Below are 21,083 nucleotides of genomic sequence, written 5' to 3' on the forward strand. Positions count from 1 at the left end.
GATGCGTTCAAAAGTGAGTTAGATATCGGCGGGCATTCTGACTTTATAAACCACAAGGGTTTCATTACAGTTGCGGGACAGCGCCGGACTTGCACCGAACTTTCCCCGTTTCCTCTAGCGGCTGCTCCCCGCTAGAACCGATCGCAATTTCATATCATACCGCACTTGGCGCCCTTTTCCAAAAAAGTTATCTTGGTAAAAGCAAGTTTTAATATCTACACACATAAATCAACCCCGTTCTTAGCAAGGATTTTAGTCCTGACATTCCAATTTTTTAAGGATTGAATTCCTGTATAATTGTAAATACGATAGTCCGAGGATGTACTATGACTGCATTAACAGAAATCCGCGAACAAGTAGTTGAGGAAAAAGTTGAGAAAAAAGTACATACTTATTACTCTCCTGAAGAGTATTTAAAACTGGAAGAAATCGCAGAATTTAGAAGTGAATATCAGGATGGCAGGATAATCCCTATGACAGGCGGAACACCAAATCACAATCAAATAGCTCTTAATTTGAGCGGTACACTAAATTTTGCTACGAAAGGACAACCGTATCGAGTATTTATCAACGATTTGCGTTTGTGGATACCGTCGAAGCGGGTTTATACTTATCCTGATGTAATGTTGGTGGCGGGGAAATTGGAGTTTGCTGAGGGTAGGAAAGATACGATTACTAATGCGGTGATGGTGGCTGAGGTTTTATCGCCATCGACGGAGGATTATGACAGGGGCGGCAAGTTTAAGCTTTTCCGTTCTATTCCTAGTTTTCGAGAGTATGTTTTGATCGATCAATACGAGATGCACGTTGAACATTTTTGCAAGACGGATGATAATAAGTGGATTTTGTCTGAGTATGATGGTGCTGATACGGTATTACAATTGAGTTGTGTTGAGTTTGAGATGCGGTTGGGTGATATTTACGACCGCGTGGATTTTGAATCTGAATCTGAGGAGTGAAACTATATGAATGCCTTCACCGATTTTTCAACTCACGGCTATCAAATTGAAAGAGAACTTGGCCACAACAGTCTCGGTGGCAGAGTTACCTATTTAGCAAAAAATACGAACTCTCAAAAATTAGTTGTAATTAAGCAATTTCAATTCGCGCAATTAGGTGCTAGTTGGACAGAATACGAAGCTTACGAACAGGAAATCAAAGTGCTCAAAAAGCTCGCACACCCTGGAATTCCCCGCTATCTCGATGCTTTCGGGACTGACAGCGGATTTTGCATGGTGCAGGAATACAAAAATGCCGAAAGTGCGATCGCCCGAAATTTCTCGCCGCCGGATATTAAACAAATTGCGATCGGCACTTTAGAAATTCTAGCTTACCTGCAATCCCAGAAACCGCGCGTAATTCACCGCGACATCAAACCAGAGAACTTATTAATAGACGAAGACTTAAACGTTTACTTAGTAGACTTCGGTTTTGCGCGCTTGGGAGGCGGAAATATCGCCGCCAGCAGCGTTGTCAAAGGCACAATGGGATTCATGCCGCCAGAGCAAATGTTTAACCGGGAATTAACACAAGCATCCGACCTTTACGGCTTGGGGATAACGCTGATTTGCTTGTTAACTGGTACGAAATCTGCGGATGTCGGTAACTTAGTTGATGCCAATTATGGCATTCATTTCCGGCATTTAGTACCCCCACTGCAGCAGGGTTGGATGAATTGGTTGGAGAGGATGGTAGCGCCGAGATTGCAAGACAGATATTTATCGGCTGCGGATGCTTTAACTGCGCTACAATCTTTGGATGTCAGCAGCTTGCCGAAAGTGAGAATTGAGCGCGATCGAATTCAATTCACGGCTACTGAATATGGAGAAATCTTAACACAAACTATTGCAATTAGCAACCCAATTCCCCATACAATGCTTTGTGGCAGGTGGGAAGTCGCGCCGCATCCGAACGATCCGCCCCACACGCCCTACGACCACTCTTGGATATCCTTTGAACCGCAGGCATTTGAAAGCAATAATATCGAGTGCCAAATCGCAGTCGATACGAGCAAATTGCTGGCAAGTCAAACTTACAACCGCCAAATCATCTTGCGCGCAAATTCGGAACCCGAAACTCATACAATAGAATTGCAAACTACGACAGCCCCGCTGCCCGTACCGCAAAAAACTAATTTTTTGTCGGTATTCAGGCTGACTTTTATGTGCTGTTTGATCTTAGCAACTTCTATGTGCTGTTTGCTGTTAACAGTTTTGATATTTGCCTTGATTGATTCTACTTACCCCTATCTGGAGGGTGACATCTTTTTGTATTCTGGGACTACTACTATCCTGCTTCCAATCTGTTTTACGAGTGGCTTATTGGGATTTTTAGTCGCCGAAATCGCCATTACAGCCCAATCAAACAAATATGATTTTAATTGGTTTCTAGCTTTATGTGGAGGGTTAATAGGATTGATTTTTTCTGGTTTTATTAGCAGCATATTAACCAGTATTTTTTTTGATGCCGCGAAGGGTACGATCGATTATCAATTAATAAGTTTTGTGTATGCTGGGTCAGTGCTGGTTTCGCTCGCAGTAACTTTATTTGGAGCCTTAATACTAGGAGGAAGGATTACGAATGTTACGCTCGAAAATATTACGATAGTAGCAGTAATCATGCTGCTTTTATCATTTTCATTGTATGCTAATAGCTTTAGAGTTTTATTGATTCTAGCGCTGGCATCCCTGATTTACAAGATAGTCAATTCGGTATTTAACAAGCTGATTGACCAGCAGATAGCCCGACAAATTCTTGAAGTAGATGCTACCAAAAGAGCTTTCTTTACTGCCGGATTTTGTATGAGTTTGTTAGTAGCATTTATACTATTTAGAGTATTAGAATTTCAATTAAAATGGGTTGAACCCAGAGAAATATTATTTGTAGGAGGAACGATAATGACATCTCTAGCCGTCACTGGAATTCCGTTAATTGACTCGATCGTTTTTAAACCAAAAAGAATGCTTGCCAACTATCGCAAATCCCGACCAAATTTAATTAAACCGTAAAAACTTGTTCGCAGCAAGGACTTTCAACCTCAATGACTGAAGTCCTCACTACCAACCTTACTAAATATTAAAAGTCTGCATTCCTGCCTGTTGTTGGCGGATTGTTTCGAGAGTTCGCTTTAAATCCCACTTTTAAAAACCTGACTATTAACTATCACAACTCTCAACTACTAACTATCAACTATCAACTATCAACTATTTACCTATGAATGCTTTTCCTGACTTTTCCAACTACGGCTATCAAATAACCCGCGAACTCGGACACAATCGCGCTGGCGGTAGAGTTACTTATCTCGCTACCGAAATTAATACCAAACGTTCCGTCGCCGTCAAACAATTTCAATTTGCCCAAACAGGCGCTAATTGGGTTCAATATCAAGCGTGCGAACAAGAAATTCAGATTTTGCGAGAACTCGACCATCCTAGCATTCCCCGCTATTTAGATTCCTTCCCAACTGCATCGGGTTTCTGCATGGTGCAAGAATACAAAAATGCCCCTTCCTTGGCAAATTCTAACCGCTGGAAGCCCGAACAAATCAAGCAAATTGCTATCTCTGTTTTAGAAATACTCAAATACCTGCAAAATCGGGTTCCGCCAGTCATCCACAGAGATTTAAAACCAGAAAATATCTTAGTAAATGACCGGATGAATGTCAGCCTTGTCGATTTCGGATTTGCTAGAATCGGCGGGGGAGAAGTGGCCGCCAGCAGCGTTGTTAAAGGCACTTTGGGCTTTATGCCGCCAGAACAAATGTTCAATCGGCAGCTAACTGTTGCATCGGATTTATACAGTCTCGGCGCGACGCTAATTTGCTTGCTAATCGGCATCAATTCTACCGAAGTTGGAAGTTTGATGGACGATACCGGGCGGATTAATTTTAAACATCGGTTGCCACAGCTAACTCCAGAGTTTCTTGATTGGCTGCAAAAGATGGTGGAACCTAATTTCAAACACCGCTATCCTTCAGCAGAGGCCGCCTTAAATGCTTTAATTCCCCTCGAAGTAGTTCAGCAGCGTAACAACTTAAAACCGGTATTGATATCAGTCGGAGTATTAACAGCAATTTCTGCTATTTTTATTCCGCTTTTTGGGAAATCTCCCGAACCTCCAACAGCAGTAGATCTCAAACGAGTAATCAACTCAGCAAATTTGAACCCTAAGACTCAAGTAATGTTAACTGACGAATTAGAATCAACGAAACTTAGGGATGTTTGGTCTTTGAAGCAAAAGAAAAAAGTCTATTTTGCTGTAAGTGCTGCTAACTTGGCAGAAGGAGAATATAGAAGTTATTGTAAGGTTGTCAACCCTCAAGGACTATTCGCAGCCCAGAGTCAATCTTATTTAAAAACGACGGGCGATCGATTAAATACTTGGTGCTGGTACAAGTTTAAACAAGATGACAAACCCGGCAATTGGCAATTTCAATTTTACTTAGACGGTCAAAAAGTGACGCAAAATAGTTTCAAGGTCTTACCTTAACTCTGGGGGGGGGTGGCACGGCACTTGGCGGTAACAACGTTGTTCCGGGCTGGCAGTGAATTTCTTTGCCGTCAAAAGTTGGCGGACTCCAAGTTTCTGAATAACTTGCGTTCTCCCGATCGCTCTCGCATGTATCACCAATAATTGTTATTAGATTGCTACCCTTTTCTTTGTAAGCAAATACTGCCCCAGTGTAGGATTTCCCGGGGTTCCTAGAAGTAGGTTTGGCGATCGTGATCGCGCTTTCAAATTGTGCTGGTTCGCGGTGATTGTGCCTAGTTTGAACCGGGCCCATTGATGAGACGATTGTGTAATTATAGTTCTTGGTCTGTTCTTTAAGTCCCAGACCCAATTTTGCAATGGAATCGCTAAATTGACCGTATTCTGCATAGTAATGTTGCTGCCCTTGATAGATGCTTGACATATATTGTGTGGCTTCTAACAATTTCATCTTAGCCGTTGCCGGAGACGGGGGCGGGACGATCCTATTGAGTTGGAAATCGTAACATAACGCCATGATGCCAGCCCCAAGCGCGCTGTAAATTGCAATCCTCGGCAGCAAACAGGATACTGGCAATCTCGATTTTTTACTGGTTTTAGCTACATTGACTGACATTTTTTTAACTGCCATAAAGTACATTTGCTAAGTCTGTAGAGTGCGCGCCGCACACCCTACATACTACAAATTAAGCTGTTTCGTGCTTCCGCCATGCGGGATGCCACAGCAATTCAGCAGTCGATCGCTTCTCGACCATTTCCTTGGTAATCATACAGTTAGCAACATCCTTACGAGAAGGCAACTCGTACATCACATCCAGCATTAACTCCTCTAAAATGCTGCGGAGAGCTCTCGCGCCGGTTTTGCGCCGATAGGCCTCCTGGGCGATCGCCCGCAGCGCATCCGGCTCAAATTCCAACTCCACACTGTCCATCTTCAACAGCTTTTGATACTGCTTCACCAGCGCATTCCGGGGCTCAGTCAAAATCTGCATCAAAGCCGCCTCATCCAGCGGCGAAATCACCGTCACCACCGGAATCCGCCCGACAAACTCAGGAATCAAACCAAACTTAACTAAATCGTCCGGCTGTACCTGTTGCAAAATATCAACAACCCGCTTATCCTTCGCAGCCAGTGTCGAGTTGCTGTCACTTTCAGTTGGCTGAATAAAGCCCAAGGATTTTTTACCCAAACGCTGATCGACTATTTTTTCCAAACCGACAAAAGCACCGCCGCAAATAAATAGAATCTTGCTCGTGTCAACTTGAATAAAATCTTGGTAAGGATGTTTGCGGCCGCCTTGCGGGGGAACATTAACCACCGTTCCTTCCAACATTTTCAGCAGCGCTTGCTGCACTCCTTCTCCCGATACATCTCTGGTAATCGAAGTGTTTTCGCTTTTGCGAGCAATCTTGTCAATTTCGTCAATATAAATAATCCCGCGCTGTGCTGATTCGACATCAAAATCCGACATTTGCAACAGCCGCAGCAAGATATTTTCTACATCGTCGCCGACATATCCAGCTTCTGTTAGCGTTGTTGCGTCGGCTACCGCAAAAGGAACTTCGAGCATTTGTGCCAAACTCTGCGCTAACAAAGTTTTACCGCAACCTGTGGGCCCGACTAGCAGGATGTTGGATTTTTGCAGTTCGACATCGCCGTCGGGGGAAGATTTGCCGCTGTCTTTGGCCTGGTCGGCGCTCAAGCGCTTGTAATGGTTGTAAACTGCGACAGAAAGGACTTTTTTGGCTGAATGTTGGCCGATGACGTGGTTGTCTAAATGCTGCTTAATCTCTGTTGGTTTTGGAATTTGAGCTAAAACAATTTTAGATTTGTTCGATCGACTCGGGCGTCGCGTTCCTTGTCCCTGAGACTCTCGCACCTCTGATTGAGGAATCTGTTGACCAATTGTTTTGCTAGAGTCAAAAAATTCTTCCTCTAAAATTTCATTGCACAGTTCCACGCATTCATCGCAAATGTACACGCCGGGCCCAGCTATTAACTTGCGGACGTACTCCTGCGACTTGCCGCAAAAGGAGCATCTGAGATTGGAGTCATACTTTGACATATTTGCCTCTTACTTTACGGTTGCGGTTGCTTGTTTTGACTGGGGAAGTTGCGGCGGGAGCGATATCTTTGCCCTAGAAAAATTTCTCGAAAGAACACCCAAGCCAGTCTGTCGATTTGAGATACTTCGGCTTCGCGAGCGTACGAGTTTGAGATTTGAGATTTACTCCACAAATAATTTTTTGAAGTTGAACCTTGGTCTAAAACTTGGGGATATACACGAGTTAAGTCAGGGGGCTTGTCTCAATTTTTGCCTGGTCAAGCTTCGCGGTCTCTATTTCTAAGTTAGCACTTTTGAAGCACGGTCATTAGTCGTCAGCCCTGCGACCATATTTTAAATTTTAAATTTTCACTTTCGGGCAAAGCGGCACGGGCTTACCATTTTTTGTAGGGCAAAAATTTGCCTGACATAATTATTTTTACTCGATCGCCTTTTGGGTCTACTTCTTTCTCGACATCCATAGTAAAGTCGATCGCGCTCATAATCCCGTCACCAAATTTTTCGTGGATTACTGCTTTGAGCGGCATTCCGTACACCTGCATGATTTCATAGAAGCGATAAATCAACGGATCTACCGGAACAGCAGCATCCAAAGAACCTTTTAACGGAGGTTCGGTCAGCAACGCAGCCATCTCGCCCGACAGTCCCAAGGCTGAGGCAATTTTCTCTGCTTCATCGATCGATGCCGTAGCTTGACGGTAAATAACCGCAGCAATCCAAACTTCGTCGCGATCCAAAATTTTTTCCAATTGGGCCAAACTAATTCCTTTAGCTTTTTTAGCAGCCAAAAGCTTTTCTGTAATTTCAGAAATTGCCATTAAATATTCTCCAACTCACTGAGGTGCTAGATGTGAAATTTCTCTCACATTTTGGGGATTTTGTCAATAGCAAACCGAAAAAACAAACTGAATTGATAACTCGGAATTTCAGCAAAAGCTGGTCTCGTCAACTTCCACAACTTGCAACAGATCGATCGCAAAATAACTCATAAATGCCCTGCCACAATGGTAGAGTTGGCAGTAGATGCAGTGCAATACACCAACCAAGGCATTGGGCAACATTTAGGCAGAAATTCGATCGCTCCAGCCTGACGCACGGGTGGCTGGCTACCGCAGCCACAACTTCTTTACCGTTCACAACCGGCAACTGAAGTATGGAGATTCAGGTTAAAGATTATAGCATTGAGTACGATCGCGCTGCCCAAACAATCACCTGCTGCGGCTCGTTCCGGCTCAGACAGGCCCAAGAACACGCGCCGATCGCCCATGCTGCTCAAGTTTGTTGCTGACTCCTCGCCAAACACGATTACTTTAGACTTACGAAAGCCAGAATTCTTAAATATTTCGGGAATTAACATCCTCTCAAAATTTGCGATCGAAGTGCGCCAGCAAAAAAATATTCAAATAACCCTAAAAGGCTCTAAACAAATACCCTGGCGGGAAAAATTCCTGAAAAAATTACAGCAGCCGATCCCTTCCTTGCACTTACAATTGGAATAGTAAATCGCAAAAGCTCTATGTGAGTCCCACCCCAAGTCCGAGAACCGAGATCGGGAGACTCAAGTGAAGGCTCGTAAGTCATAGTTAAGCTAGCCCCGAACCTTAAAAAACTTCCGACCCAACTAAAAAATACCAATTGTCAATTGCCATGCAGGAAGAACCATCGAGAGAACAGCTACTTTTGGACGTTCAGCGGCTGAGTGCGGAACTTGAAAACTTGAAGCGCGAAAAAGCTGACCTAGAAATTTTGCTGGAGACTACCACCGAACATTCGGACACGATGGACGCTCAATTGCTCTCTAAAGCTGATGTGGCGCTGCGATCGAGCGAAGAGCAGTTTCGGGCGATCGCCTCAACAACTCCCGTTCCGGTATTGGTTTCTCGCCTCGGTGACGGCTTAATTATGTATGCGAATTCTCAATTGGCTTCTCTGCTGAACATACCCCTAGAAAAATTGATCGGCTGCAGCACCCCAGACTTTTATTTAAACCCGGACGATCGCCCAAAGGTACTAGAAGCCCTCGCCAAAAACGGATACCTCCAAAACTACGAACTCCACTGCAAAAAGTCAGATGGTACTCCCTTCTGGGCCACAATCTCCGTTGAGTCCCTGCTGTTTAACGGTCAACAGACAGCATTGTGCGCCTTGTACGACCTCACCCAGCGCAAGGAAGCAGAACAAACCCTTAAAGAGAGCGAAAAGCGTCTCCGCCGCCAGAGTCTGGCTTTGTTGCAGCTAGGCCGGCAGAGGACTTTCAACAGCGGTGCGCTGAATGTGGGAATTCGCGAAATTACCGAGGCTGCAGCCCGCACTTTGGAGGTGGAAAAAGTCAGCGTCTGGCTTTACAACCATCTCAGATTTGGCAGTCGCTATTCGATCGAACCCCAGCTAAATTTTATCAACCGAGCGATCGCCCGCAGCCAAACAGAATCACTCGATCCAGAAACCGCCGCCCGAGAAGAAAACCCAGATTTGGTCAATCATTCTAAATTTAAAATCTCCAACCTCAGATTAGTTTGTCTCGACCTGTACGATCGCACCAGCGAGAATCATTTGAGCCGCCAGCCCCTATCGGCGACAAGCGATTTACAACTTTCATCAATCTTAGATGATGTCGAAGGCGACACACCGGGCGAAAACTTAGCTGAGGACAAAGCATTAAAAACTGCGCCCAACACTTCAAACTCGATCGCCACAAATTTGTGCCACTCATCTCCGGTAGCCCAACACTCCCCCGCGCTACCGAATCCCAACAAACCAAACTCATCTATATTAAATGTAGCAATCAGGCTCGGCGGTCAGATCGTAGGCATCCTCTCCTTGGAACACGGCGCGCCCCGCCAGTGGGCTCTGGAGGAACGCACCTTCGCCGATTCTTTAGCAAATTTGGTCGCGCTGGCGATCGAAGGATTTGAACGCCAGCGCGCTCAGGAAGCACTTTCCAAAGCCAAAGCCCAGCTAGAAATGACCGTCGATCAGCGCACCGCTCAACTCACCGCCGCCAACAAACTGCTCCGCATCGAAATTGCCGAGCGCAAAAGAGCCGAAATAGCCTTGCAAGAAGCCTTACACAAAGCTGAAGCAGCTTCCAGAGCTAAAAGCACTTTTTTAGCCAATATGAGCCACGAGTTGCGAACACCGCTCAACGCGATTATCGGTTACAGCGAAATGCTACAAGAAGAAGCACTCGAATCAGGACTAAAAAACATCATTCCCGATACCCAAAAAATTCGTAACGCAGGCAAACACTTGCTGACTTTAATCAACGACATTCTCGATCTGTCTAAGATAGAAGCAGGTCGGATGGAGCTTTATTTAGAAGAATTCGACATCGGTAATTTAATAGAAGAAGTCGTTGCAACTTTGCACCCTTTAGTGGAAAAAAATCACAATCAATTGCAGGTTTCTTACTCTCCGAATTTGGGAATTATGTACGCAGATTTAACTAAAGTCCGGCAAATTCTCTTCAATTTGCTATCGAATGCCTTGAAGTTTACCGAAGGTGGAACTGTGCTGCTGAGTGCGACTAGGGAAGCAGCAGGGGGTAGCGATTGGGTTTATTTGCAGGTATCTGATACGGGCATTGGAATGTCGGTCGGGCAGCAGCAGAGTTTGTTTCAACCTTTTGTGCAAGGCGATGCTTCGACTACTCGCAAGTACGGCGGCACCGGTTTGGGATTGACGATTAGCCGCTTGTTTTGTCAGATGATGGGCGGCGATATTAGTCTTGATAGTCAGTTGGATGTCGGCTCTACTTTTACTGTTAAATTAAAGGCACAAGTTGAGATTAGTCATTAGTCATTGGTCATTAGTCATTAGTCATTAGTCATTGGTCATTGGTCATTGGTCATTAGTCATTAGTCATTGGTCATTGGTCATTGGTCATTGGTCATTAGTCATTGGTCATTGGTCATTGGTCAAGCGATTCTCAATGACAAACTCCTAATAATATCATGTTCGGTGGATTAAATGCAATCAATAAAGTCCACACTACGAACCCTTTTTGTTGTGGTAATCGATCGCACTTAATCTAGCAGTTCTCACAAAAATGAGGTATCAATCCCTCAATCCCCCAATCGAAAATCGAAAATCTAAAATCCTGAGCTTTTTGAGACAGGCTATATGAGCTATTCCTAAAGACCTATCCCTAATTATCATAATCTGTTAATTGTGACACCGATCGCGATCGACCTCTGTTGCTCATCACACAATAATATTTGTTCCCAGCTTAGAATATCTTATTATCCTAAACTTTTGCCGTCGCCCGGATCTAGCGCCTCGCTGCATTATTCAAAAGTCGCACCTCAATCAGATTGAGGGGGGATTGCTTGTAGAAAGACAATTTGTTAAAAATAATGCTAGGGTCGCTAACCAGTAGAAGGCAAAAGTTAACAGGAAATCAGGAATTCTCACAGGCTTAAGGAGGCAGAAACACCATAGGTGTCTTTTGCCGAATCCGAAGGGCCTTCCAACAGCAGCCTCTACAGGCTTCATAGCAATGCCGCCTTCAACAGCGCGCAAGTTATCAGAATCAAAGGAGTGCATCTATATGTCGATTAAACCTTGCAGTCAACCGCTAAACACAAATCCTTTCACTTGTCATCGCGATCCCGCTACAGGCAGGTGGACTACTGTAATCGCAACAGTTGAGAACCCTTCCGCAACAGACTCTAGTTGGAAAGCAAAAGCCGAAAGCGAAAACGCAGGTAAAGCAGAAACAACAATTCCTGTTTCGCCTACAATATCGTTGCCGAACAAACGCCTTTCCTTCTCATTGCCTCCCTTCAAAAAGCTGGCTAAAAAATCTGTTGTCACTCTCAGCAGATAGCCATCGCCCCGGGCCGGATCTAGTTTCCACGGTTACGCCCGGGCTCGCGCCCAACAAAAAAAACAACTTAATCAATAGCATAAATTGCCAAAAAGCGATATACTGCCAGCAAACTTTCTCCTTGAAGATCCGTGAAGTATTTGCTCGATCGCTTAGTCCAACTGATCTGGACAAACCGACCAATTCGCCAGCGGGGAACAGTCATCGTTGCCATCCCCTTGATTGGTATGTTTGCCTCACTAATCGCAATTTCAGGACTCCGCGAGAGTGCCATACAGCTCAGAAATCAAGCAAATACTAACAAGGAAATACTTAACGAAACCAACCGCTTGTTAACAGGGATAGTGGATGCAGAAACCGGAATTCGCGGTTACGGGTTAACGAAGCAGCGCGAATTTCTCGAACCATATTTAGAAGCAAAAAAAAAATTGCCTCCGCTGTTAGCTAAACTCAAGTTGAGGGTGGGGAAAAATCAACCGCAAGCTCAGGAATTTGCAGAAATTAAAACAATTACCGAACAACACATCAATTTCTTGCAAAACACTTTAAAGCAGCTCGATAGTTCGGCAACAAGAGTGCCGTCGCCAGAAATAAATCAGGTGTTCGGTATAGGCAAATTGAAGATGGATAAGCTGCGCGATAAAATTGATGCGTTTGGTGAAGCAAACAAAGCTTACCAGAACGTTCAAGAGCGGCAAATACGGGAGTTGAGAGATTTAACTAATTTCCTGCAAATAGGTGGTTTGCTTGTCGGCTGTTTGGGTGCCGTGGCTTGCTGGTATTTATTTGATAGTTTAGAGAAGGAATTGAAGAAGCGGGAAGCTGGCTTAGAAGAAAGCAAAACTCGCATTCAAGCTGTGGTAGATAATGCGGCTGACGCGATCATTACTTTGGATGAACGGGGAAATATTGAGTCTTTTAATACGGCAGCCGAAAAGATTTTTGGCAAAAGTGCCGATCGCGCAATTGGCTCGAACCTGCGCCGGCTGATAGCTCAACCGCAACCGCACTGCAGCGCCGGAGATTATTCGATCGAATATTTCACATTAAATCCTAATGCTAAGCTGACAACTTACCAGCAAGAAACAATGGGACTTCGCAGCGACGGAATCAAGTTTCCGATGGAGTTGGCCATCAGCGAAATGCGTCTGAAAAATCAACACTTGTTTATTGCGATTTGCCGCGATATCAGAGGAAGAAAACAAACTGAAGAAACTCTCCGCAAGCAAGCGCAAATGCTGGATTTGGCGAACGATACGATCGCGGTACTAGACTTGAAAGGGGAGATTTATTATTGGAATTTGGGGGCGAAGTTGCTCTACGGATGGCGGAAGTCGGAAGCAACCGGCAAAAATATTCACGATATTTTGCAAACTGAATGGAAGCAGCCTTTTGAGCAAATTCAAAAAATGCTTTTTGAGCATGGTTCTTGGCAAGGAGAAATGGTGCGAACCAAGCAAGACGGCAGAAAAATAACGGTAGCCAGCAGGTGGACTTTGCAGCACGACGAGCAAGATCAACCGGTGGCAATTTTGGAGATCAGCAACGATATTAGCGATCGCAAACGTTCAGAAATTGCCTTAGCTGAAAGTGCCCTCCGGTTTCGCCATACTTTTGAACAAGCGGCAGTCGGCATGGCCCAAACCACTGTAGAAGGCAAATTTATGTTAGTCAACCAAAAACTTTGCGAAATTTTGGGCTACAGCCGGAAAGAATTGATGCAGAAAAAAAATCAGGAGATTACTTTGCCGGAAGATTTGGCAAAGGAATTAGAATTTTTGCGCCAATTGTTAGCAGAAGAAATTGATAATTATTGTGTAGAAAAGCGCTTTGTCCGCCCAGACAGAGAGTTGGTGTGGACAAACTTGACGGTTTCGCTGCTGCGAGAACAAAATGGCAGTCAATTTTTGATGTGTGTGATAGAGGATATTAGGGAACGCAAACAAGCTGAGGAATCCCTTAAGTTGCGCGCTAGAGAGTTGAGTTGGACGGCGCAGTCGCTGGCTCAAATGACGAGTGTTTTGAGAAAGCGGAATCAAGAATTAGACCAGTTTGCTTATGTGGTTTCTCACGACTTGAAAGCGCCGCTGAGGGCGATCGCCAATCTCAGCAGTTGGATAGAAGAAGACCTCAGCGAGTCCATGACAGAGGATACTCTGCACCAAATGAACCTGCTGCGCGGCAGAGTTCACAGGATGGAAGGATTGATTGAGGGACTGCTGCAATATTCCCGCGTCGGGCGCATTCAAGTAGCTTCAGAAACTGTAAAAGTTGAGAATTTATTAGCAGAAATTATTGATTCTTTGGCACCGCCGGCGGGATTTGATGTGAAAGTTGAATCGGGAATGCCAACTTTTGTCGCCGAAAAATTGGCGTTGCACCAGGTTTTTGCTAATTTAATTAGTAACGCTATCAAGCACAATCGAGCTGAATCCGGTGATGTAAATATATCCGTTACAGAGTTAGATGATTTTTATGAATTTTCAGTAGCCGATAACGGGCCGGGGATTGCTGCTCAATATCACGATAAAGTTTTTGTGATTTTTCAGACCTTGGAAGCTCGCGATAAAGTTGAAAATACTGGTATTGGTTTGTCGCTGGTGAAGAAGATTGTGGAAGGCCAAGGGGGCACTATTTCGCTGGAATCTGCGGAAGGTGAAGGAGCAATTTTTAGATTTACTTGGCCGAAGCAACCTGTTAGCAAAGAGGGAAGTGACACAACTTTAAATCTAGTAAATGTGGGGCGTGGATAGCGCACCGCAAACCTGATAGCGACCGTTTAAGCTGCATCGCAGCGGATTTCGATGATAAATCCGTCGGGATCGTAAAAGTAAATGCCGCGTCCTGTAGCGCGCGTGACGGGGCCGCTGTCGATCGCAATTTGATGAGATTTTAGCACTTCGATCGCGCGATCGAACAAATCGCGATCGATATCAAAAGCCAAGTGGTTGGCGCGAGTAAAAGCTTTCTCCGGGTTCGGGTTTGGCGGTTCCAAATCTGGCTGCCAAAATAAGTCAATTACAGTCCCATCTGGGGTGATGAAATTAGCCACTTTACCCGCTGCTACCATTTCTGTTAAACTTGCGGGAATTTCTGCACCTGTGAGTTCGTGCAAACCGAGAATTGTACCGTAAAAGTAGCGGGAAGCTTTCATGTCCCGCACGTTTAAAGCGATATGGTGAACGCGGCGCAAATTCCCCGGCGCGAGGGCAATTTTGACGGTGTTTTCGCTAGTTTGCATGGTTGTCAATTGCGAATGTTATAGAAGAAGTCATTAGTCATTGGTCATCTTACCCGCTCGCGACTTGTGAGCCAGCGTCTTGCCCGATCGCGAAGCCGAAGGGAGCCGAAGCAAGTCGAATGGTGGTCATTTTAGCTGCTCGCGAAGTCAAAGGGTAGTCATTAGTCATTTTAGCCGATCGCGAAGTCGAAGGGTAGTCATTGGTCATTAGCATTTTGTAGATACTGTCTTGATCTGTCAAGGGGGAGTGAGTAAATAGGGCTTGCTGAATAAGCCTAAAACCCTTACATCAAAAGACTTTGGTTCGTTTAGGCGCTGATAATGTTTAAGACTATAGCAATCCTAAATCATTATCTAAACTTATTATGATATATAGCTTTTCAAGCTCTCATAGGAGGTACTATTTGGGATAGAACATAGGCCTCCGTGGGCATAGGGCATACCTCACTTTTGTGAAAACCGCTATAATTATATGCAATAATTGATTGTGACAATAAAAAGATTAATAACTTACAACTGCCACAGAAAGATAAGAAAAAGAAAGAGCGGCGTTAGAATCTTTCATTAAAAGCGATCGAACTGTAAGAGAACTCAAGCGAGCAATAGCTGTAAGGATAGCTATCAAAGGTAAGCTCTACCATGAAATTAGCAAAATATGGCGTGTAAGTAAATTTTTTATTGGTTATTGGAAAAAACAATTTAAAACCAAAGGCATCGCAGGAATCAAACTAGGGTATAAAGGGTCAAAAGGATATTTAACATCTCTACACAAAACTGAAGTAATCGAAGGGCTAAAGAATAAAGAATATTGGGATTTTGATGAGCGAGTTACTTATTTAGAGCGAGAATTTGGTGTCAGCTATAAATCTAAACATAGCTATTATGAACTCTTATCTCTGGCGAAGATCATCTGGAAAAAAACTCAGAAAATCAATCCCAAATCTGAACCCGAACTGGTAAAAGAAAGAGGGAATAAATTAACAATATTTTAGCCAAAAACAAGGTTGGTATAGAATCTAGAGAAATAATAGTATTTTTTTTAGATGAATGTCATCTACTTCATGGCGATATTAATGGCGAAGCTTGGGCTCGCTCCGATCTAAGAATTGTAGTCCCAATTACCAATCAAAAAAATAGACAAACTTATTTTGGCGCACGCTCATTATCAAACCAAAAAATTCCATGTTAAAGTTTATAAATCTGGGGATTTAAAATCAACATTTTAATTCATAAAAAAATACTTACAAAATAAATACAAAGAGCGGAAAATTATCTTGATTTTGGATGTAGCTATTTATCATAGATAGGGAGAATTTAGAGATTATTTGTCAGAAGTTAATCGTGAGAAATAACCTGATGATTAATCCATCACTTGTATTTTATTTACTCCCAATGCTCTCGAACAGAATCCCGTGGAAGCTATTTGGTTACAATCTAAAAATTTTTTACGAAAGTATTGGTATTTATGTAAGTTTTTTAAGATAATTAAATTTTTGTTTGAGTTTTTCACAAAGGAACATAAATTTGATTTTCCCAAAATCCATCAGTACACCTATACATAGAAAATGATTGAAGATTGCTATAGTAAGGAATAATCCCAAAAAAGGGGCAACTCGCGTCGCCCCTCATCTATTTAAGCAACTGTAAAATTACACTTCCACAGCAATCTTTTGTTCCGAAGCCTCCGGCGAATTCGCTTCACTTGGCGGCACAACTTGCCAGAACTTAGGCAAATATTCCGACCAATTTGCTAAAATTTTCTCAGCTTTCTTGCTGCCAGTTCGATCGCACTGAGCCTCAATCAACTCCTTCAATTGCGCCTCCCCAGCCGCCGTACAAACGCGCTGCATCTTCACAATCTCCCCGTTGACATGAGCCGGGAAACTGCCATCTTCATCGAGGAAATAAGCCAAACCGCCAGTCATTCCAGCGCCGACGTTGCGGCCGACTTTTCCCAACACGACAATTACACCGCCAGTCATGTACTCGCAGCAGTGATCGCCAGCACCCTCAATGACTGCTTTCGCCATCGAGTTGCGCACCGCAAACCGTTCGCCAGCTTTACCCGCAGCCAACAGAGTTCCCCCCGTCGCGCCGTACAAACAAGTGTTACCGACGATCGCATTTTCAGAAGCATCATAAGTCGCACCAGCCGGCGGTGCGATCGCGATTTCGCCACCGTGCATTCCTTTACCAACGTAGTCGTTGGCTTGGCCTGACAGTACCAGCGTCATCCCCGGCAAGTTGAACGCGCCGAAGCTTTGGCCCGCGCTACCAGTGAAATTGAGGGTGATTTGACCGCTAAAGCCGGTGTTACCGTGTTGCTGTGCGATCGCACCACTGATTCTTGCGCCTACAGTGCGATCGGTATTCACCAATTTTACACTCTTGCTAACAGTGCCGTGATTGGCGATCGCCCTTTGAATCTCAGCATCCGCCAGCAAATCGTCGTCTAACACAGGCCCGTTGGTGTTTACGTCGCCGTGGATCAAGAAAGATCGATCGCTCTTAGTATCCGGTAACTTGGTCAAACAATCCAAATTAATCGCTTGGGTTTTAGTTAGTTGCACCCCCTCGCGCATTTTCAGCAAATCCGCGCGGCCGATGATATCTGCGATCGACTTATAACCCAATTTTGCCAGCAAACTCCGCACTTCTTGTGCTACGAAATAGAAGAAATTAACCACGTGTTCCGGCGTTCCGGGGAACCGTTTCCGCAAGTGTTCTTGTTGAGTTGTCACGCCCACCGGACAACTATTCATGTGGCAAACGCGAGCCATAATACAGCCTTCTGCAATCATTGCCACCGTGCCGAAACCGTACTCTTCGCCGCCCATCAAAGCGCCTACAATCACGTCCCAGCCGCTTTTAAAGCCACCGTCAACGCGCAGCAAAACTCGATCGCGCAATTTATTTTCCATCAGCACCCGGTGAACTTCTGTCAATCCGAGTTCCCACGGAGAACCTGCGTGCTTAATCGAACTCAATGGAGAAGCACCAGTGCCGCCATCGTGGCCGGAAATTTGAATCACATCAGCATTTGCCTTGGCGACACCAGCGGCTACAGTCCCGATGCCGACTTCCGACACCAACTTCACCGAAACTCCTGCTTTCGGATTGATTTGGTGCAAGTCAAAAATCAACTGCGCCAAATCCTCGATCGAATAAATATCGTGGTGAGGAGGAGGCGAAATCAGCGTCACACCCGGTTTTGATCGGCGCAAATAAGCAATGTACTCGCTCACTTTCGCCCCCGGCAATTGACCGCCTTCACCCGGTTTCGCACCTTGTGCGATTTTAATTTCGATTTGTTGGGCGTTCATCAGATACTCAGGAGTCACCCCGAAGCGTCCCGAAGCTACCTGTTTGATGGATGAAGAAGCTGTATCGCCGTTCTGCAAACCTTTTAAGTGAGGTAGCGTTTGTGATAAACCTGCTTCGCTCACATCGTTTAGCACTTTGTAGCGCACCGGGTCTTCGCCGCCTTCGCCGGAGTTGGATTTGCCGCCGATGCGGTTCATCGCAATCGCTAGCGTTTCGTGGGCTTCCGGGGACAAAGCGCCGAGAGACATTCCGCCGGTGGCGAAGCGCTTGACCACATCTGCTACAGATTCTACGTCTTCGATGGGAATGGAAGGGCGATCGCTCACAAAATCCAGCAAATCCCGCAAAGCCGTTACCGGGCGGTTTTCGAGCAGTTTCTTGTAAACCTCGTAGTGATCGTAAGCCGTGTCAGAATTTTTGACACCCATGGGTGTCATTTTTGGTTCGGCCCCATTGCCGTTACCGTTAGTCTGAGCCTTAAAAGTAGTCACAGCCTTGTGCAAAGCCTTCGCCATTTCCGGGCTGTTCATGTGATATTCACCACCGCGGCGGTACTGCACAAAGCCGTAATTTTCCAGCTTTTTGAGGTGCAATTCTGGGAAAGCCTGACTGTGGAAAGACATTACCTCGTTAGCCAGTTCCGCCACACTCAAACCGCCGATCCGGGAAACAGTGCCTTTGAAGCCCAAATCTAGCAAATCGCCGCCAATGCCGATCGCCTCAAAGATTTGCGCCCCTTGATAGCTAGACAATAGCGAAATCCCCATTTTCGACATAATCTTCAGCAGCCCATTTTCCACCGCTGTGCGGTATCTAGCTTGAGCCTGTGTCACTGTAATATTGGGAACTTTGCCGTGCTGCATCAAGTTTTGAGTCTTGCTGTCAGACCACCAAGCGCGCACGCTTTCCAAGGCCAGGTAAGGGCAAACAGCCACCGCCCCGTAACCCAGCAAACAAGCGAAGTGGTGAGTGCTCCAACATTGCGCGGTATCGACAACCAGCGAAGTTTGCATCCGCAGCCCGACGCTAATTAAGTGGTGGTGAACCGCACCAACTGCGAGGAAGGGCGGAATATAAGTGCATTCTGCACTCAATCCAACAGCATAAGATTCGCCTTCGGCCTTCGAGACTCGATCGCTCAAAATCAGAATCCTCGAACCCTCGCGCACCGAAGCAGCCGCCTTTTGACAAAGTTGCTCGACTGCGGTTTTCAAACCGCCAGGCCCGGCCGAAATTTTGTAAAGCGTTGATAATTCGGTAGCTAGGAAAGACTTTTGCTCTTTCAAGAAAGACAGTTCAGCGTCGTTGAGTACGGGGGAATCAATTTTCAGCCGCTTGGCATTTTCCGGCACTGCTTGCAGTAAATTGCCCCGCAGGCCCACACTCATCGTCAGCGACATCACCATTCCCTCGCGCAGGGGGTCGATCGGCGGATTTGTCACTTGAGCGAACCGCTGTTTGAAATAGTTGTACAGCAACTGAGGCTTTTCTGACAACACAGCTAAGGGAACGTCATCGCCCATGCAGAAAGTCGGTTCTTTCCCAGAACTCGCCATCTCGACGATTACCATGTCCAAATCTTCGGCTGTATAACCGAAAGCAGTTTGGGTTGCTAACAGCGTTTGCGAGTCGAGGGTTGGGGTTTCCGCAAAAGGCTGCGGTTCCAAGGTCTCGCGGTGTTTTTGCAGCCATTCACCGTAGGGATGCCGCTTAGCAATTCGCTGCTTGAGTTGCCAATTTTTGAGAATTTCTTGGGTTTGCAGGTCAACTGCAATCATTTGTCCTGGCCCCAAACGGCCTTTTTCGACAATATCTGCTTCGGGAATATCGACAACTCCGGCTTCGGAAGCCACAATTACCAATCCGTCTTTAGTAATGCAGTAGCGGGCCGGCCGCAAACCGTTGCGATCGAGCGTAGCACCTACTTGTTTGCCGTCGCTGAATACCAGCAGTGCGGGGCCGTCCCAAGGTTCTTGAATGCCGCTGTAATATTCGTAAAAATCGACAATTTCGGGATAGGTCGCCAAATCCGGCTGATTTTTGTAAGCTTCGGGCACCAGAATTGTCAGGGATTCCAGGGGGGTGCGGCCGGAGTGCACCAACAACTCCATCACGTTGTCCAAGTTTGCCGAATCGCTGCTTTCAGGATTGACAATTGGGTTGAACGTGTCGATATCAGCTTGACTCCAATTCGGGTGAGCTAAATTGGCTTGCCGCGCCTTCATCCAGGTAATATTGCCCAACAGCGTGTTAATTTCCCCGTTGTGTCCCAGCAAGCGCATCGGCTGGGCTAAGCGCCAGCGGGGCAGGGTGTTGGTGCTGAAGCGCCGGTGATAGACGGCAAAGGAGCTTTTATAAGCGGGATTTTTCAGGTCTGGGTAAAATTCTGCTAGTACGGCCGATCGCACCATGCCTTTATAGACGATCGTGCGGCAGGAGAAAGAGCAAGTATAAAAGTCTTCGCGGGTGAAGTTGGGGCGATTTGACAGGGCGTGTCCGATCGTGCGGCGCGCCAGAAATAGCTGCCGATCGAGTTCGTCTCCGGTTAAGTCCGGTGAACTGACAATTACTTGTTCGATTTGAGGTTGATTTTCTAGCGCTTGCGGGCCCAAAACCGACGGTACAATGGGAACTTGGCGCCATCCCAAAAGTTTCAGCCCGCGCTCGGCCAGAACTTGCTCAACCACCTGCCGCGCTATAGTTGCTTGAAATTTATCTTGAGACAGAAACAGCATTCCCACGCCGCAGTTTTCCCGTGCCGGAGGCACAATTCCCTGTTCGGCAAACCAAGCATCCAGCAATTCCCAAGGAATCGCGGTCATCAAACCCGCACCGTCGCCGGAATCTTGGTCGGCGCTGCAACCGCCACGGTGTTCTAAACAAGTTAAAGCTGGGAGTGCTTTTTCAATAATCGAGTGCGTAGCTTCGCCGCTTTGGTTGGCAATAAACCCCACACCGCAGGCATCTCTTTCTTCCACTAACCAGCTTTGGCCGGCATAGGGAGTTCCTCGCTCAGTCTGATGCACGTTTCTGTTTGGATCGATCGTGTTACCCATGTTGATTGAATGTTATTTCCGTGATTGTGTGGTTGATGCGTTTTTATAGCTCGGAGAGAGAAGGCTGCCGAGTGGTGGGA

14 protein-coding genes and 1 riboswitch are annotated in these 21,083 nt (G+C 45.7%); of the genes, 6 read left to right on the forward strand and 8 right to left on the reverse strand.

Annotated elements, in window-relative coordinates; genetic code table 11:
• Nucleotides 1-10 precede the first annotated feature (10 nt).
• A riboswitch (cobalamin riboswitch) is annotated at nt 11-157 on the reverse strand.
• A 169-nt stretch (nt 158-326) separates the two neighbouring features.
• The 3 genes from QUA01_RS13350 (at nt 327) to QUA01_RS13360 (ending at nt 4,488) form a co-directional block, all read left to right on the forward strand.
• On the forward strand, nt 327-959 hold the full coding sequence (locus tag QUA01_RS13350) for a Uma2 family endonuclease (protein WP_333089992.1): 633 nt from the start codon (nt 327-329) through the stop codon (nt 957-959).
• Nucleotides 960-965: 6 nt separating this feature from the next.
• Nucleotides 966-3,008 (forward strand): serine/threonine protein kinase, encoded by a 2,043-nt coding sequence (locus QUA01_RS13355; RefSeq protein ID WP_333089990.1) that lies wholly within the window; start codon nt 966-968, stop codon nt 3,006-3,008.
• Between the two features lie 205 nt (nt 3,009-3,213).
• Nucleotides 3,214-4,488 (forward strand): serine/threonine protein kinase, encoded by a 1,275-nt coding sequence (locus tag QUA01_RS13360; RefSeq protein WP_333089988.1) that lies wholly within the window; start codon nt 3,214-3,216, stop codon nt 4,486-4,488.
• Here the strand turns inward: QUA01_RS13360 and QUA01_RS13365 are convergent.
• The 4 genes from QUA01_RS13365 to QUA01_RS13380 form a co-directional block, all read right to left on the reverse strand.
• Entirely contained in the window at nt 4,472-5,119 is a 648-nt protein-coding gene (locus QUA01_RS13365) for a type IV pilin-like G/H family protein (protein WP_333089986.1), read from the reverse strand. The two genes, QUA01_RS13360 and QUA01_RS13365, sit on opposite strands and share 17 nt — an antisense overlap.
• Before the next feature lie 55 nt (nt 5,120-5,174).
• Nucleotides 5,175-6,554 (reverse strand): ATP-dependent protease ATP-binding subunit ClpX, encoded by a 1,380-nt coding sequence (clpX, locus tag QUA01_RS13370; RefSeq protein ID WP_333089984.1) that lies wholly within the window; start codon nt 6,552-6,554, stop codon nt 5,175-5,177.
• A 374-nt stretch (nt 6,555-6,928) separates the two neighbouring features.
• Nucleotides 6,929-7,372: a cyanase gene (gene cynS / locus QUA01_RS13375; RefSeq protein WP_333089982.1), complete on the reverse strand. Its 444-nt coding sequence runs from the start codon at nt 7,370-7,372 to the stop codon at nt 6,929-6,931.
• A 308-nt stretch (nt 7,373-7,680) separates the two neighbouring features.
• Nucleotides 7,681-7,911 carry a hypothetical protein gene (locus QUA01_RS13380; RefSeq protein WP_333133096.1) on the reverse strand — a complete coding sequence of 77 codons (231 nt, stop codon included), beginning with the start codon at nt 7,909-7,911 and terminating at the stop codon, nt 7,681-7,683.
• A 290-nt stretch (nt 7,912-8,201) separates the two neighbouring features.
• Between QUA01_RS13380 and QUA01_RS13385 the strand changes: the two genes are divergently transcribed.
• Nucleotides 8,202-10,352 (forward strand): sensor histidine kinase, encoded by a 2,151-nt coding sequence (locus QUA01_RS13385; protein WP_333089978.1) that lies wholly within the window; start codon nt 8,202-8,204, stop codon nt 10,350-10,352.
• A gap of 801 nt (nt 10,353-11,153) precedes the next feature.
• Here the strand turns inward: QUA01_RS13385 and QUA01_RS13390 are convergent.
• Nucleotides 11,154-11,369 (reverse strand): hypothetical protein, encoded by a 216-nt coding sequence (locus QUA01_RS13390; protein WP_194074291.1) that lies wholly within the window; start codon nt 11,367-11,369, stop codon nt 11,154-11,156.
• A 144-nt stretch (nt 11,370-11,513) separates the two neighbouring features.
• Between QUA01_RS13390 and QUA01_RS13395 the strand changes: the two genes are divergently transcribed.
• Entirely contained in the window at nt 11,514-14,135 is a 2,622-nt protein-coding gene (locus tag QUA01_RS13395) for a PAS domain S-box protein (protein WP_333089974.1), read from the forward strand.
• A gap of 26 nt (nt 14,136-14,161) precedes the next feature.
• On the opposite strand, the gene QUA01_RS13400 is transcribed toward QUA01_RS13395, so the two are convergent.
• Both QUA01_RS13400 and QUA01_RS13405 read right to left on the reverse strand, forming a co-directional pair.
• Nucleotides 14,162-14,623 (reverse strand): VOC family protein, encoded by a 462-nt coding sequence (locus QUA01_RS13400; protein WP_333089972.1) that lies wholly within the window; start codon nt 14,621-14,623, stop codon nt 14,162-14,164.
• 49 nt (nt 14,624-14,672) lie between these two features.
• A complete protein-coding gene (locus QUA01_RS13405; RefSeq protein WP_333089970.1) occupies nt 14,673-14,831 on the reverse strand; it encodes a hypothetical protein in 159 nt (52 codons plus the stop codon).
• A 574-nt stretch (nt 14,832-15,405) separates the two neighbouring features.
• On the opposite strand from QUA01_RS13405, the gene QUA01_RS27415 reads away from it, so the two are divergent.
• Nucleotides 15,406-15,615 carry a winged helix-turn-helix domain-containing protein gene (locus tag QUA01_RS27415; protein ID WP_442921604.1) on the forward strand — a complete coding sequence of 70 codons (210 nt, stop codon included), beginning with the start codon at nt 15,406-15,408 and terminating at the stop codon, nt 15,613-15,615.
• Nucleotides 15,616-16,272: 657 nt separating this feature from the next.
• Here the strand turns inward: QUA01_RS27415 and QUA01_RS13410 are convergent.
• Complete coding sequence (locus QUA01_RS13410; RefSeq protein ID WP_333089969.1) at nt 16,273-21,003, reverse strand: glutamate synthase-related protein; 4,731 nt, start codon at nt 21,001-21,003, stop codon at nt 16,273-16,275.
• Nucleotides 21,004-21,083 lie beyond the last annotated feature (80 nt).

It is taken from the genome of Microcoleus sp. S36a_B3, from assembly GCF_036700745.1.
In the GTDB taxonomy this organism is placed as follows: Bacteria; Cyanobacteriota; Cyanobacteriia; order Cyanobacteriales; family Microcoleaceae; genus Microcoleus.